Origin of the sequence: Maritimibacter fusiformis (assembly GCF_008086115.1) — a bacterium.
GTDB classification, from domain to species: domain Bacteria; phylum Pseudomonadota; class Alphaproteobacteria; order Rhodobacterales; family Rhodobacteraceae; genus Muriiphilus; species Muriiphilus fusiformis.
This window is the reverse complement of the sequence record NZ_VSIY01000003.1, coordinates 218,948-233,309: the sequence shown is the minus strand read 5'-3', so window position 1 is coordinate 233,309 and position 14,362 is coordinate 218,948. Positions and strand designations below refer to the sequence as shown.

Sequence of the window (14,362 nt, the reverse complement as noted above, 5' to 3'; positions counted from 1 at the left end):
GTGCTGACGGCGCTGATCGACTACGAAAGCGGCAACCTGCATTCGGCCGAGAAGGCGTTTCAGCGCATGGCGCGCGAGGTGGGCGCGGGCGAGGTGGTTGTGACCTCGGACCCCGAGGTGGTGGCGCGCGCCGACCGGATCGTGCTGCCCGGAGACGGGGCGTTTCCCTCCTGCCGGGCGGCGCTGTTCGATCATCGCGGCATCTACGAGGCGATGGACGAGGCGGTGAACGTCAGGGGCAGGCCGTTCTTCGGCATCTGCATCGGGATGCAGATGCTGGCCGACCTGGGGCGAGAGTATTCCGACACGCCCGGCTTTGGCTGGATCGGCGGTGAGGTGGTGCCGATTGCCCCCGATGATCCGTCGCTCAAGGTGCCGCACATGGGCTGGAACGACCTTGTGATCGACCATGCTCACCCGGTTCTGGCGGGCATCGAGACCGGCGAACATGCCTATTTCGTGCATTCCTACCATTTCCAGGTGGCCGATCCGGCGCATCGCCTGGCCCATTGCGACTATGGCGGCGAGATCACGGCGATCGTCGGCAAGGGCTCGATCTTCGGCACGCAGTTCCACCCCGAGAAAAGCCAGGCGGCGGGGCTTGCGATCATCGCGAATTTCCTGCGCTGGGCGCCCTGACCTGCCGCACGGCGCTGCCCTATCCGGTTTCAGCCACCATCTGGATATAACCCGTCGGGCATTCCTGCGCGCAGAGGCCGCAGCCCTTGCAATAGTCGAGGTCGAAGACGTAGTGCGAGCCATCGGTGGCCGCCTCGACGGTCTTGATCACGGCGCTGTCGGGGCACATGGTCCAGCAGTTGTCGCAGGCCAGGCAATTGCCGCAGCTCAGGCAGCGTTCGGCCTCGGCCATCGCCTCGGCGCGGCTCAGCCCGCCCTCGATCTCGGTCTCGAAACCGCGTTTGGCGACCGGCAGCTTGGCGACGGCGGTGCGGCGCATCGCGGGGTAGTAGGCGGTATTGAGCCCGGCCACCCCGCGCTCGGGCCGCAGGTCGGCGACCGGGGCGTCACCGCCCAGAAGCCGCGCCGCCACCGCCTGTGCCGCCAGGCGCCCGTCGCCGATCGCCGCGGCCACGGTGCCGCGGTTGCCGCGGGCATCGCCGATGGCGAAAACGCCGTCCTCGCGCAGCCGCCCCCAGGCGTCGTCGGGCCAGAAATAGGCGCCGTCGAGCACGCCTTCGAAGCCGTCCGGGGAGACCTGTTCGCCGACGCAGGGCACCACCATGTCGACCGGCAGCACCCGCTCGGTGCCCTCGAACTCGACCCGCCGCTTGCGCCCGTCCGGCCCTGGCTCCTTTCTCAGCGACACGATTTCGACGCCGGTGACGCGACTGCCCTTCATGATCAGGCGGCTGACGGTGGCGTGTTCGATCACCTCGATGCCCTCTTCCAGGGCTTCTTCCAGTTCGCGCGGCACCACATTGATCAGGTCGTCACGGGCGGTGTTCGGGCCGGGCAGGGCCGAGGCGGTGATCAGGGTCACGCGGTTCGCCCCGGCTCGTTTCATGATCCGGCAGATGTCCATCGCGGTGTTGCCGCCGCCATGCACGATCACGTCGCCGCGCGCCGCGTCGGGCAGGGCGCCGTGGTCCATGAAGTCGCGCAGCAGGTGCAGGCCGTCGTGCAGGTCGGCGGGCACCGCGCCGCGCACGCTCCAGGGTTTGGGCAATTCGCAGCCCGGCGACAGGATCACCGCGCCAAAAGCGTCGCGCAGACCGTCGAGGGTGACGTCGCGGCCCAGTCGCGCGCGCAGGTTCAGCGTGATGCCGGGCAGGGCAAGCAGACGGCCCAGTTCGGCGTCGAGGGTGTCGCGCGGCAGGCGGGTGGGCGGAATGGCCGAGCGCAACAGGCCGCCGGCTTCGGGCGCGGCCTCGAACAGAGCGGCGTTGAGGCCGAGGCGAACGCAATGATAGGCCGCCGACAGCCCGCCCGGTCCCGCGCCGACGATGGCGACCCGGGGCGCATCTGGCGCGGGCGTGTCGACCGGGTAGGCCCAGCCGCGCGCCACCGCCTCATCGCCCAGCCAGCGTTCGACATTATGGATCGCCAGCGCCCCGTCCAGCGCCGCCCGGTTGCAGGCGGTTTCGCAAGGGTGAGGGCAGACCCGGCCGGTGATTGCGGGCAGGGGGTTGGCGTGAACCAGCGCGCGCCAGGCCTGTTGCGGCTGGCCCTCCTGCAATTTCGCGAACCACGCCTGCTGATCCTCGCCCGCCGGGCAGGCGGCGTGGCAGGGCGCCTTGGCGTGGGCATGCACAGGGCGTTCGGTCGAGCGCCAGTTGCCGGTCTTGAATTCCAGCGAGGTGCCGGGAGCGGCCCAGGCGCCGCGGGTCAGTCGGGTCATGGTCATGTCACGTCCTCTCCGCCAGCGGGCCGCCGCGCCGGACATGGGCGATGCCAGTGGTGTCCACCGGGTCGTCGCCGGTGCCCGCCAGCCCGTAGGTCAGGATATTGTGGTCGGCCAGGGCCTGAAGGTGGTCGCGTTCCTCGATGGCACGGGTGTCGGTCTCGTCGAACAGATGTGCGAAACGTCCCTGCAGTTCGAGGTAATCGACCACCGGGCGCGGCGTGCGGATCGGCATGATGTTGGTCAGCGCGCCGCGCTCGAGCTCGACCAGCGGAAACAGCCCGCATTCCACTGCGCGCCGCGCCACCTCGACGGTCAGCGCCGAGGCGTGGCGCCAGCCCAGCGGGCAGGGCGAATGCACCACCAGGAAGGTCGGCCCCTCGATCCCCATCGCATAGCGCACCTTGCGCGCAAGGTCGGCCGGATAGGCGACCGAGGCCGAGGCGGCATAGGGAATGTGATGCGCCGCGATGATCGACAGCAGGTCTTTCTTCAGGTGCCGCTTGCCCATGCGTTCCTTGCCCGCAGGGCTGGTGGTGGTGCTGGCTGCGTGCGGCGTCGAGGACGAGCGCTGGATGCCGGTGTTCATGTAGGCTTCGTTGTCATAGCAGACATAGAGCACATCGTGATGGCGCTCGAGCATGCCCGACAGCGCCTGGAACCCGATGTCATAGGTGCCGCCGTCGCCGCCGAAGGCCAGAACCTTGGTGTTTCTGCCCCTGGCTTTCAACGCCGCCTCCATGCCCGAGGCAATCGCGGCGGCATTTTCGAACAGCGAATGCATCCACGGCACCCGCCAGGCCGATTGCGGCCAGGGGGTGGTGAAGACCTCGAGGCAGCCGGTGGCATTGGCGACCATCACGTCGGGGCCGGCGTTCTCCATCACGATGCGCGCCGCCAGCGCCTCGCCGCAGCCCTGGCAGGCGCGATGCCCGGCCTCCAGCCCGCGAAACCGCGGCTGGCCCTGGCGCAGGGTGCTGGGCGCGGCCTGCGGTTCGTGCGGCCCCGCCGGGGGGCGGCCGTGTTTCGCGCGCAAGCCGTTCAGACGCGTGCTGTCCTGTACCATCACCTGTCCTCCGGCATGAGTTTGTCGAGATCGGCGTCGAATACCGCGAAACGCGGCGCCAGCGGGTTGGCCGCGGCGGCGATCAGCGCCGGATAGACGCTTTCGGGAATGTCGCGCCCGCCAAGACCGAGCGCGTAGTTCAGCACCCGGGGCGCGGCGGTCATGCTTTGCAGCACCGCCGACACCTCGCTGCCGACGATGCCGCCAAGTCCGGGCGAGATCGCGCGGTCGATGACGATCAGCGTGTCCAGCCCGGCCACGGCCTCGCGCAGCGCGCGGGCGGGGAACGGGCGAAAGGCGCGCAGCTTGATCAGCCGGGCGGTCCCCGCCTCGGTCCCGAAATCGGCCAGCCCGGCCTCGAGCGTGCCGACGACCGAGCCCATCGCGAGGATGCCGACCCTGGCGTCGGGATCGCCGGTGACGGTCAGAAGCCCGCCGCTGGCGCGTCCGGTCAGCTTGGCGAAATCGGCGTCGACCTTTTCGATCACGCCAAGCGCGCGGCCCATCGCGGCGTGGTGGCTGTGGCGCATCTCGGCGAACCAGCCAGGATCGACCAGCGTGCCGACGGTCCTGGGATCGGCACTGTCGAGCGCGCGCGAGAAGGCGAACGGCGGCAGGAAGGCGTCGACCTGCGCCTGGCCCGGCATGTCGATCACCTCCATCGTGTGGGTCAGCACGAAACCGTCCATGCAGACCATCACCGGCAATTCCGTTGCCTCGGCGATGCGGAAGGCCTGGATCGTGGTGTCGACCGCCTCCTGATTGGAGGCGCAGTGCAGATGTATCCAGCCGGCATCGCGGACCGCCATCGCATCCGACTGGTCGTTCCAGATCGACAGCGGCGCCCCCACCGCCCGGTTTGCCACCGTCATTACCAGCGGAATGCGCAGCCCGGCGATGTTGAACAGCACCTCGGACATCAGCAGAACGCCCTGGCTGGCGGTCGCGGTATAGGCGCGCGCGCCGGTCGCCGCCGCCCCCAGCACCACCGAGGCCGCCGAGAACTCGCTCTCGACGCTGACGAACTCGGTGTGCAGATCGCCCTCGGCCACCAGTTTCGACAGGTTCTCGACGATGTGGGTCTGCGGCGTGATCGGATAGGCGGCGACCACGTCGGGTTTCGCCATCGCCACTGCGCGCGCAATCGCCAGCGAGCCTTCCAGCGCCTCACGCATCGCTCGCCTCCTTCTGCCAGGCCCCGGCCTCGACCGAGGCCGCGGCGCGGGCGATCAGGGTGAGGTTGCGCGCCAGCGTGTCGCCGTGGAAGCGGGACTTGAGGGCGGCGGCCAGCGCCTCTTGCGGCAGATCGCCGGTCAACGCCAGCAGGGCGGCCAGAAGGGCGGTGTTGGGAATCGGCTTGCCGATCGCCTCCTGCGCCATCTCGGTCGCCGGCACCGCCACCACCCGGGTGTCGAAATTCGCGGCGATCTCGTCTGTCGGTTTGCGCGAATTGACCAGCATCGCGCCGCCCGGTTTCAGCCCGGACGTCAGCGCCGGATCGAGCAACAGCGTGTCGTCCTGCACCACCAGGTAGTCGGGCGCACGCACCTGGCTGCGCAGCGTGATCGGGCGGTCGTCGATGCGCACGAAGGCGGTAACCGGCGCGCCGCGCCGCTCGGCCCCGAAGGCGGGGAAGGCCTGGCAGGTAAACCCGGCCTCGAACGCCGCCCCGGCCAGCAGATAGGCCGCCGCGACGCTGCCTTGTCCGCCGCGCCCGTGAATCCGGTATTCGATCATCGTCACACTCCGCCAATTACCGAGCCCGGTTGCGGCGCGTTGCCGATCAGGCCGGGTCGCCGGGGTTCTGGCACCGCCGGCGACACCCGGCCATGATCCAGAACAAAGTCCGGCGCGGTTTTTTCGCGGCCGTGCATGCGCAGATGCCGTGGCATCACGGACCGGCGCCGCCGTGCGATGTCGTTTCGGCGGTGATGGTCTGGAAGGGGATGGTGATAGGAAGATGGTGGGCGACCCTGGAATCGAACCAGGCGTGGGTCTCCCCGGCGGAGTTACAGTCCGCTGCCGCACCTTGCAGCCCGTCGCCCGAACCGGAGCCGCTGGCGCCGGATCGAGGCGGGGATACAAGCGCCCCATCGGTCCGTCAAGCCGAAAATCCCTTGCACTCGTCGGGGGGCGCCCGCATTGTCCGGCGCGCAGTCGAATTGGGGGTGGCGGTGGTTCAGAAACCGAAATGGGTGATCGAGAAGGAGCGTGCGCGCCGGGCGGCGGCGGCCGAGACCGTGTGGCTGTTCGGCCTGCACGCGGTGCGCGACGCGCTGATGAACCCGGCCCGTGAAAAGCTGCGCCTTGTGGTCACGCGCAACGCCGCCGACCGGCTGGGCGAGGCGATCGCGGCGGGGGGGCTGGAGCCGGAGATCGCCGATCCGCGCAAGTTTCCAGCACCGCTCGACCCTGGATCGGTGCATCAGGGTGCGGCGTTGGAGGTGAAGGCGCTCGATTGGGGCAGCCTTGACGAGCGCTGCGTGGTCGCGGGCGAGGCCGCGCCGCTGGTGGTGCTGCTCGACCGGGTGACCGACCCGCACAATGTCGGCGCGATCCTGCGTTCGGCCGAGGTGTTCGGGGCGGCGGCGGTGATCGCCCCCAGCCGCCATTCGGCGCCCGAAACCGGCGCGCTGGCCAAGACCGCATCGGGCGCGCTCGAGCGTCAGCCCTATCTGCGCGTGACCAACCTGGCCGATGCGATGGGGCGGCTTCAGGCGATGGGCTACACCCTCGTGGGCCTCGACGGCGAGGCGGAGGGCGAACTGCCCGAGACCCTCGCGGGCCTGGTCGACCGGCCGGTCGGACTGGTGCTGGGGGCCGAGGGGCCGGGGCTGCGCGACAAGACCCGCGCCACCTGCGACCGGATCGCGCGCATCCCGTTCGCGCGCGCCTTCGGCTCGCTCAACGTGTCCAACGCCGCGGCGGTGGCGCTTTTTGCCGCGCGACAGGGGCGATAGCACGGCATTGGCTGATCTTGCCATCAAACGGTTGAGATTCGGTGAACCCGGCCAAGGATTTCCGCATCGCACGTTATCAATATCTTCACAGTTTGGTTATTGTCTCTTCCCAAACGCCGAAGCGATCCTATTTGGTATGGCGAGGACGGGCCGTGGAACTCCCGTTATCTCACTTCACTGTCCCTCGTTCCACAAACTGCGCCCGGGGTTCCCGGGCGCTTTTTTTGACACCATCGCCGCCACCCCCTTTTCGCCCGCCCCGGTGCGGCCTATCTGTGGGCTATGGAACAGACACCGACCCCCACCGAAATAGACCAGATTCTTGACGAAACCCGCGTGATCGCGCTGGTGGGCTATTCGGGCAAACCGGAGCGGCCCAGCCACCGGGTCGCGCGCTATCTCAAGAAACGCGGTTACCGGGTGATCCCGGTCAATCCGGGCCTTGCCGGGCAGGATTTCTTCGGCGAGCCGGTGGTGGCCTCGCTGGCCGACATTCCTGCTGACGCCAAGGTCGACATGCTGGACGTGTTCCGCCGCTCCGAGGCGGTGGTGCCGGTGGTCGAGGCGGCGCTTGAGGCGCTGCCGGACCTGCGCACCATCTGGCTGCAACTCGGTGTGACAAGCGATGAAGCCCGTGCGCTGGCCGCCGAAAAAGGCCTGAACTTTGTCCAGGACCGCTGCCCCCATATCGAACTGGAACGGCGCGGCTGAGGCAGGGCGTCCGGGCCTAGCTGTAACGGCGGAAAGTCTCCATCTCGATCGCCTTGCGGGTCTCGAGCGCGGAAATCTCGGTCTGGATCGCCCGACGCTTTTCAGGGTCGGTTTCGGCGGCCAGTCGGTTGCGTGCGCTGTCGATCTGGTGCTGGAGCGCACCGAAAGGCGTCATCACCTCACCTTCACGATAGACATGCGCAAAGGGGTCGGTGTTGAAATCCGCCGGGTCCAGGGGCTTGCCCGCGCCCGGCAGATCGTCGAGATCGCCGTTTTCCAGCGCCTGCCGGAAGGCGATGTCGAGCAGGTTATCGAACTCCATCAGAACGCTCCTCTTGCCCGATTGCAGCCGACCCCGATCCGGTCAGTCCCGTGACGCCTTCTCGGCGATCCCCGACGTGCCCTCGCGCCGCTCGAGCTCGGCCAGCACCTCGGCAAAGCCGATCTCGCGCGCGCTCAGCATCACCAGGAGGTGATAGAGCACATCCGCCGCCTCGCGGGTCAGGGCTTCACGGTCGCCCTTGACCGCTTCGATGATCGCCTCGATGGCTTCTTCGCCGAATTTCTCGGCGCATTTCTCCGGCCCCCGTGACAACAGCGCCGCCGTCCAACTGTCCCTGGGCGACACGCCGCGGCGGGTTTCGATGGTTTCGGCCAGGCGGTCCAACGCGTTCATGTCACAGCCTCACGGGAATGCCCGCGGCGGCCATGTGTTGCTTGGCCTCGCGGATGGTGAAATCGCCGAAGTGAAAGATCGAGGCGGCCAGCACGGCGCTGGCATGGCCCTCGACGACACCCTCGACCAGGTGATCCAGCGTGCCGACGCCGCCCGACGCGATCACCGGCACATCGACCGCATCGGCGATGGCGCGGGTGAGCGGGATGTTGAAGCCCGCGCGGGTGCCGTCGCGGTCCATCGAGGTCAACAGGATCTCGCCCGCGCCCTTGGCGGCGACGGTGCGCGCGAACTCGACCGCGTCGATGCCGGTGGCGCGCCGCCCGCCGTGGGTGAAGATCTCCCACCGCCCCGGCGCCACCGTCTTGGCGTCGATCGCCACCACAATGCACTGCGAACCGAACCGGTCCGCGGCCTCGGCCACCACGTCGGGGTTGGCGACCGCGGCGGAGTTGAACGACACCTTGTCGGCACCGGCCAACAGCAGCTTGCGCACATCGTCGTGGCTGCGCACCCCGCCGCCCACGGTCAGCGGCATGAAGCATTGCTCGGCGGCGCGGGTGACGAGGTCATACATGGTGCCGCGGTTCTCGTGAGTGGCGTGAATGTCGAGAAAGCACAACTCGTCCGCGCCCGCCGCGTCATAGGCCTTGGCGGCCTCGACCGGATCGCCGGCGTCGACCAGGTCGACGAAATTGACGCCCTTGACCACGCGGCCATCGGCGACATCGAGACAGGGTATGATACGGGTTTTCAGCATGAGCCACCTTTAGGACGCGCGGGCGCAAAGGAAAAGCCCTCTGCGCGCCCGCGGCCCCATGCTAGCATCGCCGCAGGGAGGCACGGCATCGAAACCCTGCGCTATATCCTCGCAGCCCTCGCCTTGGGCCTGATCGCGGTCTGGGCAAGCGAGAGCTTCTTCTGGTCGGCGCCGATGCCCGACCTGACCGTTGCTGGCTGGTTTCTGACCTGGCTGGCCTATGCGCTGGCCTGCGCGGTGGTCCTGTCCGCCGTCGGCCTGACCGGCATCAGAGGCATAAGGGGGGTGTTTCTGGGCGGCGCGCTCATGGGGTTTCTGATCGAGGGCGTGGTTGTCGACGAGCTCTATCTGTCCTTTCCGTTCCATCTGGTCTGGACGCCGCTGGCCTGGCACGCGCTTATCACCGGCGTCTGCGTCTTCGGGATGGCGCGGGTCGCGCCGCACTGGCCTTTGTGGCGGCACCTGCTGGCGCTGATCGGGCTGGGGCTGTTCGGCGCGACATTCGCCACCTTCTGGCCGAGCGAGCGCGATAGCCTGCCGCCCGGCGACGTGGTGCTGTTCTACCTGGCAGGGATCGGGCTGGTGGTGCCGCTGGGGCTGATCGTCGTGGACCGGATCGGGCAGGTGCCGCGCCCGCCGCTCTGGGTGGCGCTGGTCGTGCCGGGTCTGGCGCTGGCGCTCTGGGTCGGCAAGACCATCGCCAACCCGGCGCCGATCCGGCTGGTGTTCCCGATCATGGCCGGGCTGACGCTCTGGGCGATGTGGCGGCTGGGCGGGGCAGGGCCGGTCAGCTTCGGCGCACCCGGCGCGGTCCGCCGGCACCTGCTGTTTCCCCTCGCGCCGGTGATCACCGCGTTCATCGCCGTGGCGATCTGGGAAAACGTCGGCGCGCTGGAAGGTCAGGCGGTCGTAGCCCTTGTCACCGTGCCGGTGTCGCTGGGCTGGTGGCTGTGGCTATTGTGGCGGGCCGCCCGCGCTCAGCCGCGCAGGGCGGCCAGCGCCTGACCCAGATCCAGCGCCCCGTCATAGAGCGCGCGCCCGGAGATCGCCCCGTCCAGCGCCACGCCGCAATCGCGCAGCGCGATCAGGTCGTCCAGCGACGACACCCCGCCCGAGGCGATCACCGGGATCGACACCGCCCGCGCCAGCGCCGCCGTGGCCTCGACATTCGGCCCCTGCATGGCGCCGTCGCGCTGGATGTCGGTGTAGATGATGGCGGCAACGCCCGCATCCTCGAAGCGCAGGGCGAGGTCGGTCGCCTCGACATCGGTTTTTTCGGCCCAGCCACGGGTGGCCACCTTGCCGTCGCGCGCGTCGATCCCCACCGCCACCTGGCCGGGAAAGGCCCGGGCCGCGTCTCGCACAAGGTCGGGGTCTTCCACCGCCACGGTGCCAAGAATGACCCGTGCCAGACCCTTGTCCAGCCAGGCCTCGATCGTGGCCATGTCGCGGATGCCGCCGCCCAGTTGCGCCGGCACCGACACCGCCGCCAGAATGGCCTCGACCGCCGCCGCGTTGACCGGCTCCCCGGCGAATGCTCCGTTCAGATCGACCAGGTGCAGCCAGTCGCAGCCCGCCGCCTGAAACGCCGCCGCCTGTGCCGCCGGGTCGTCGTTGAAGACCGTGGCCGCCTCCATCTCGCCGCGCAACAGGCGCACGCACTGGCCGTCCTTGAGGTCGATGGCGGGGTAGAGGATCATGGCGCGCTCCGGGTTCTGTCCGCCGGGCTTCTGGCACATGCGCGCGCCCCGGGCAAGCGCCGGGCCGACGCCCCCCTTGAACCGCGCGCGCGCCGCGGTCAGGATGGGGCAAACGAACGGGAGGAACCCATGAAACAACTCGCACTCGCCGCAACCGTCCTGCTCGGCACGGCCCTGCCAGCCCTGGCCGATCCGGCCTGGGGCATGTGGAAAACCGAGGTCGACGACGGCTCCTATGCCTATGTCGAAATGGCCGGCTGCTCGGGCGGAAAGACCTGTGGCTGGATCCGGCAGACCTTCGATGCCAACGGCGAATACCAGTCGCCCAACCTGGGCAAGGTGATGGTCATCAACATGGAAAACCAGGGCGACGGCAGCTATCGCGGCAACGTCTGGCGGCCCTCGAACGACAAGACCTATACCGGCAAGATGGAGTTGAACGGCAACACCCTGTCGCTGGCGGGCTGCGTTGCGGGCGGGCTGTTGTGCAAGTCCCAGACCTGGACCCGCCTCGAATAGTCCCTTCATCCTGGCGAAAAACACTCCCGCCGGAGGCGCCCGTCCTATCCGCCGGGCGTCACCTCGATCTCCTGGCGCAGGGTTTGCCCGTCAAGCTCGTAGATCAGGATGCGCCCGTCATCGGTGACCACGCCCAGCCAGTCCGGCCCGCGGGTGATGGCACTGGCGCGCGCGCCTTCGGGCAGGGCGATCTGGTCGGGCAGGGGGATCGTGCCCTCGGCGTTGAAACGCATGACAACCACCGCGATCAGCACTATGACACCGGCGATCATGGTCACCGACAGGGTCGTGACCAGCCATTTCAGGTAGCGCACCACGCCCGGCGCGTCCTCGTCCTTCGGAGCCTCATCCATGTCGCAGCCTTCCGCCATCCTGCGGGTCACCATTGCCGAGAACCCGCCGCCGCGCCTTGATAAGGCGCTGGCGCGCGATGTGCCAGAGGCGGCGGCGCTGTCGCGCTCGCGGCTGGCGCGGCTGATCGCCGAGGGGGCGGTGACGCGCGGCGGCGAGGCCGTCACCGATCCCCGCGCCAGGGTGGCGGCGGGCGATGTGCTCGAAATCACCGTGCCCGAGGCGAAGGACAGCCACATCGGCGGCGAGGACATCCCGCTCGACATCGTTTTCGAGGACGACGACCTGATCGTGGTCAACAAACCGGTCGGCATGGTGGTGCACCCCGCGCCCGGCACGCCCGGCGGCACCCTGGTCAACGCGCTGCTGGCGCATTGCGGCGACACCCTGTCGGGGGTGGGCGGCGAAAAGCGGCCCGGCGTCGTGCACCGGATCGACAAGGACACCTCCGGTCTTCTGGTGGCGGCGAAATCGGACAAGGCGCATCACGGGCTGGCCGAGCAGTTCGAGAAACACACGGTCGAGCGGCACTACCGCGCTCTGGTCCATGGCGTGCCCGATGCGGGCGATCCGCGGCTCAAGGGCGTGCGCGGCGTCAGTTTCGAGCCGTGCAACGTGCTCAAGATCACCACGCAACTGGCCCGTCACAAGACCGACCGGCAGAAACAGGCGGTGCTGTTTTCAGGTGGGCGGCACGCGGTGACGCGGGCGCGGGTGGTCGAGCGGTTCGGCACGCCGGGCGCGGCGGCGCTGGTCGATTGCTGGCTCGAGACCGGGCGCACGCACCAGATCCGGGTTCACATGGCGCATGCCGGCCACGGGCTGATCGGCGATCCGGTCTATGGCGGACGCCGCCGCGCCTCGGCGCGTGCGCTGGGCGAGGCCGCCGCCGAGGCTGCGCGCACCTTCCCCCGCCAGGCGTTGCACGCCGCGACGCTGGGGTTTGTCCACCCGGTCTCGGGCGAGGTCATGCGTTTCGAGGCGCCGTTGCCGTCCGACATGGCCGATCTGATTGAAATCTTCCGCACATCCGCGTGAACCCCCTGTCGTTTCGACGGAATCGGGTTCATACAACGTTCAACCCTATGCGTTAGGAGCCGGCCCACGGGCTTGACCGTGAGGGGGCCGGTCCTATATCAATGTTAATCCCCGAAACATACGGGGTTCAGAACGGGAGTGATCATGGCTAATCTGGCGAACTTGCCCGCCCCGACGCCCGAAGGCGGGCTGAACCGGTATCTGCAGGAAATCCGCAAGTTTCCGATGCTTGAGCCGGAACAGGAATACATGCTGGCGAAACGCTGGGTCGACCACCAGGACACCGAGGCGGCGCATCAGCTTGTGACCTCTCACCTGCGGCTCGCCGCCAAGATCGCGATGGGCTATCGCGGTTATGGCCTGCCCCAGGCCGAGGTGATTTCAGAGGCCAACGTGGGCCTGATGCAGGCGGTCAAGAAATTCGACCCCGAGAAGGGCTTTCGCCTCGCGACCTACGCGATGTGGTGGATCAGGGCCTCGATCCAGGAATACGTGCTGCGGTCCTGGTCGATGGTCAAGCTGGGCACCACCTCGGCGCAGAAGAAGCTGTTTTTCAACCTGCGCAAGGCCAAGGCCCGGATCGGCGCGCTGGAAGAGGGCGACATGCGGCCCGAGAACGTCGCGCGCATCGCCAGCGACCTCAACGTCACCGAAGATGAAGTGATCTCGATGAACCGGCGCATGTCGGGCGGCGACGCCAGCCTCAACGCCACCATTTCGGCCGATGGCGAAGGCGCGATGCAGTGGCAGGACTGGCTCGAGGACGAGGACGCCGACCAGGCCACCGACTACGAGGAGCGCGACGAGCTTGAAGTGCGCCGCGAGATGCTGGTCGAGGCGATGTCGGTGCTCAACGACCGCGAAAAGGATATCCTGACCCAGCGCCGCCTGTCCGATGCGACGGTGACGCTCGAGGATCTGTCGGGGCAATACGGCGTCAGCCGCGAACGCATCCGCCAGATCGAGGTGCGCGCGTTCGAGAAGCTGCAAAAGAAGATGCAGGATCTCGCCGCCGAAAAGGGCCTGCTGGAAACCGCCTGAGCGGGCCATTTCTACGGCGAATGCCCGGCCCCGACCGGCTGCCACATCCGAACGCCCCGGCCTTCGCGCCGGGGCATTCGACTCCTGCCCCGCGCGCCCTCCTGCCAGCGTGACCTCGGTCATTGCAGCGCCCTGCGCCCGCGCGTAGGCTTTGGCCGAAACATCGGAGGACGACATGGCAGAGGCTTTCCGCTGGGGCATTCTGGGGGCGGCGAAATTCGCGGCAGAACACATGGGGCCGGCGATCAACGCCGCGCCCGACAACCGGCTGGTGGCGCTGGCGACCTCGACGGCGGAAAAGGCGGCGCCGTTCGAGGCGGTGTGTCCGGGGCTGGACGTGTTTCTCGATTATGACGCGATGCTGGAATGGGATGCGATCGACGCGGTCTACATTCCGCTGCCGAACCACATGCATGTCGATTGGACGAAAAAGGCCGCTCGAGCCGGCAAGCATGTGCTGACCGAAAAGCCCATCGCCCTGAACGCCGGCGAGATCGACGAGCTGATCGCGCTGCGCGACGAGACCGGGCTGCTGATCGCCGAGGCCTACATGATCGTGCATCACCCGCAATGGCTCAGGGTGCGCGAGTTGATCCAGTCCGGCGAGATCGGCAAGGTCGATCATGTCGACGCCGCGTTTTCCTATGACAACCGCGCCGACCCCGGCAATTTCCGCAACCGCCCCGACGCTGGCGGCGGCGGCATCCGCGATGTCGGCGTCTATACCTATTCCTCGGTGCGTTTCGCCACCGGGGCCGAGCCGGTCGACCTGTCGGCGCGCCTCAAGCGCGAGAATGGGGTCGACACCTGGGCGCAGGTGTTGGGCGAGATGGAGGGCCCGCTCGGGCGTTTCACTTATTCGGCGATGACCTCGATGCGGCTGTCCTTGCGCCAGGAGGTGGTGTTCCAGGGCGAGCGCGGAACCATCACCCTGCGCGCGCCGTTCAATCCCGGCACCTTCGGCGAAGCGCAGGTCGAGATCCGCAGCCCCGACGGAACCATTCGGATCGAACGCTGGCCGCGGGTCAACCAATATGTCGAACAGGTGCGCAACTTCGCCCGAAGCGCGCGTGAGGGCGCACCTTATCCGTGCCCGCTGGAGTTCTCGCGCGGCACCCAGGCGATGATCGACACGGTCTTTGACGTGGCCGTCGAGATCGGCTGAACGACACCGGTTG

At 68.3% G+C, this 14,362-nt stretch carries 17 protein-coding genes and 1 tRNA gene; 8 read left to right on the top strand and 10 right to left on the bottom strand.

Features of this window, described 5'->3' with window-relative positions:
- On the top strand, positions 1-639 hold the full coding sequence (gene hisH, locus FVF75_RS01895) for an imidazole glycerol phosphate synthase subunit HisH (protein ID WP_148376051.1): 639 nt from the start codon (positions 1-3) through the stop codon (positions 637-639).
- 19 nt (positions 640-658) lie between these two features.
- On the opposite strand, the gene FVF75_RS01890 is transcribed toward hisH, so the two are convergent.
- The 5 genes from FVF75_RS01890 to FVF75_RS01870 all read right to left on the bottom strand — a co-directional run bounded on the left by FVF75_RS01890 (position 659) and on the right by FVF75_RS01870 (position 5,473).
- Positions 659-2,365 carry an FAD-dependent oxidoreductase gene (locus FVF75_RS01890; protein WP_222861179.1) on the bottom strand — a complete coding sequence of 569 codons (1,707 nt, stop codon included), beginning with the start codon at positions 2,363-2,365 and terminating at the stop codon, positions 659-661.
- A gap of 1 nt (position 2,366) precedes the next feature.
- Complete coding sequence (locus FVF75_RS01885; protein WP_148376050.1) at positions 2,367-3,428, bottom strand: thiamine pyrophosphate-dependent enzyme; 1,062 nt, start codon at positions 3,426-3,428, stop codon at positions 2,367-2,369.
- Entirely contained in the window at positions 3,428-4,603 is a 1,176-nt protein-coding gene (gene porA / locus FVF75_RS01880; protein WP_148376049.1) for a pyruvate ferredoxin oxidoreductase, read from the bottom strand. The genes FVF75_RS01885 and porA overlap by 1 nt, the downstream gene beginning before the upstream one ends.
- Entirely contained in the window at positions 4,596-5,165 is a 570-nt protein-coding gene (locus FVF75_RS01875; protein ID WP_148376048.1) for a 2-oxoacid:acceptor oxidoreductase family protein, read from the bottom strand. The genes porA and FVF75_RS01875 overlap by 8 nt, the downstream gene beginning before the upstream one ends.
- Positions 5,166-5,389: 224 nt before the next feature.
- Positions 5,390-5,473, bottom strand: a tRNA-Tyr gene (locus tag FVF75_RS01870).
- A gap of 129 nt (positions 5,474-5,602) precedes the next feature.
- Between FVF75_RS01870 and rlmB the strand changes: the two genes are divergently transcribed.
- Positions 5,603-6,388, top strand: coding sequence for a 23S rRNA (guanosine(2251)-2'-O)-methyltransferase RlmB (rlmB, locus tag FVF75_RS01865; protein WP_148376047.1), 786 nt, complete (start codon positions 5,603-5,605; stop codon positions 6,386-6,388).
- A 282-nt stretch (positions 6,389-6,670) separates the two neighbouring features.
- Complete coding sequence (locus FVF75_RS01860) at positions 6,671-7,099, top strand: CoA-binding protein (protein ID WP_148376046.1); 429 nt, start codon at positions 6,671-6,673, stop codon at positions 7,097-7,099.
- A gap of 16 nt (positions 7,100-7,115) precedes the next feature.
- Here FVF75_RS01860 and FVF75_RS01855 read toward each other — a convergent pair whose 3' ends face one another.
- Genes FVF75_RS01855 through hisF form a run of 3 tightly spaced genes read right to left on the bottom strand, consistent with a single transcriptional unit; the run spans position 7,116 to position 8,535 of the window.
- Positions 7,116-7,421, bottom strand: a complete 306-nt coding sequence (locus tag FVF75_RS01855; RefSeq protein WP_148376045.1) for a DnaJ family domain-containing protein — start codon at positions 7,419-7,421, stop codon at positions 7,116-7,118.
- Between the two features lie 42 nt (positions 7,422-7,463).
- Positions 7,464-7,775 (bottom strand): phosphoribosyl-ATP diphosphatase, encoded by a 312-nt coding sequence (locus FVF75_RS01850; RefSeq protein WP_148376044.1) that lies wholly within the window; start codon positions 7,773-7,775, stop codon positions 7,464-7,466.
- Between the two features lies 1 nt (position 7,776).
- Positions 7,777-8,535, bottom strand: coding sequence for an imidazole glycerol phosphate synthase subunit HisF (gene hisF, locus FVF75_RS01845; RefSeq protein ID WP_148376043.1), 759 nt, complete (start codon positions 8,533-8,535; stop codon positions 7,777-7,779).
- 123 nt (positions 8,536-8,658) lie between these two features.
- On the opposite strand from hisF, the gene FVF75_RS01840 reads away from it, so the two are divergent.
- The gene (locus FVF75_RS01840; protein ID WP_148376042.1) at positions 8,659-9,540 is read left to right on the top strand and encodes a hypothetical protein; all 882 of its coding nucleotides are present in this window, start codon (positions 8,659-8,661) and stop codon (positions 9,538-9,540) included.
- On the opposite strand, the gene hisA is transcribed toward FVF75_RS01840, so the two are convergent.
- Positions 9,513-10,235 (bottom strand): 1-(5-phosphoribosyl)-5-[(5-phosphoribosylamino)methylideneamino]imidazole-4-carboxamide isomerase, encoded by a 723-nt coding sequence (hisA, locus tag FVF75_RS01835; protein ID WP_148376041.1) that lies wholly within the window; start codon positions 10,233-10,235, stop codon positions 9,513-9,515. The genes FVF75_RS01840 and hisA overlap by 28 nt on opposite strands.
- A 129-nt stretch (positions 10,236-10,364) precedes the next feature.
- Here hisA and FVF75_RS01830 point away from each other — a divergent pair, with 129 nt between their 5' ends.
- Positions 10,365-10,754: a DUF2147 domain-containing protein gene (locus tag FVF75_RS01830; protein WP_148376040.1), complete on the top strand. Its 390-nt coding sequence runs from the start codon at positions 10,365-10,367 to the stop codon at positions 10,752-10,754.
- Between the two features lie 44 nt (positions 10,755-10,798).
- Here the strand turns inward: FVF75_RS01830 and FVF75_RS01825 are convergent, their stop codons facing one another.
- Positions 10,799-11,107 (bottom strand): DUF6476 family protein, encoded by a 309-nt coding sequence (locus tag FVF75_RS01825; RefSeq protein WP_148376039.1) that lies wholly within the window; start codon positions 11,105-11,107, stop codon positions 10,799-10,801.
- Here FVF75_RS01825 and FVF75_RS01820 point away from each other — a divergent pair.
- The 3 genes from FVF75_RS01820 to FVF75_RS01810 all read left to right on the top strand — a co-directional run bounded on the left by FVF75_RS01820 (position 11,106) and on the right by FVF75_RS01810 (position 14,349).
- On the top strand, positions 11,106-12,143 hold the full coding sequence (locus tag FVF75_RS01820) for an RluA family pseudouridine synthase (protein WP_148376038.1): 1,038 nt from the start codon (positions 11,106-11,108) through the stop codon (positions 12,141-12,143). The genes FVF75_RS01825 and FVF75_RS01820 overlap by 2 nt on opposite strands.
- Before the next feature lie 144 nt (positions 12,144-12,287).
- Positions 12,288-13,184 carry an RNA polymerase sigma factor RpoH gene (gene rpoH, locus FVF75_RS01815; protein ID WP_148376037.1) on the top strand — a complete coding sequence of 299 codons (897 nt, stop codon included), beginning with the start codon at positions 12,288-12,290 and terminating at the stop codon, positions 13,182-13,184.
- 175 nt (positions 13,185-13,359) lie between these two features.
- Positions 13,360-14,349, top strand: a complete 990-nt coding sequence (locus FVF75_RS01810; RefSeq protein WP_148376036.1) for a Gfo/Idh/MocA family protein — start codon at positions 13,360-13,362, stop codon at positions 14,347-14,349.
- Positions 14,350-14,362 lie beyond the last annotated feature (13 nt).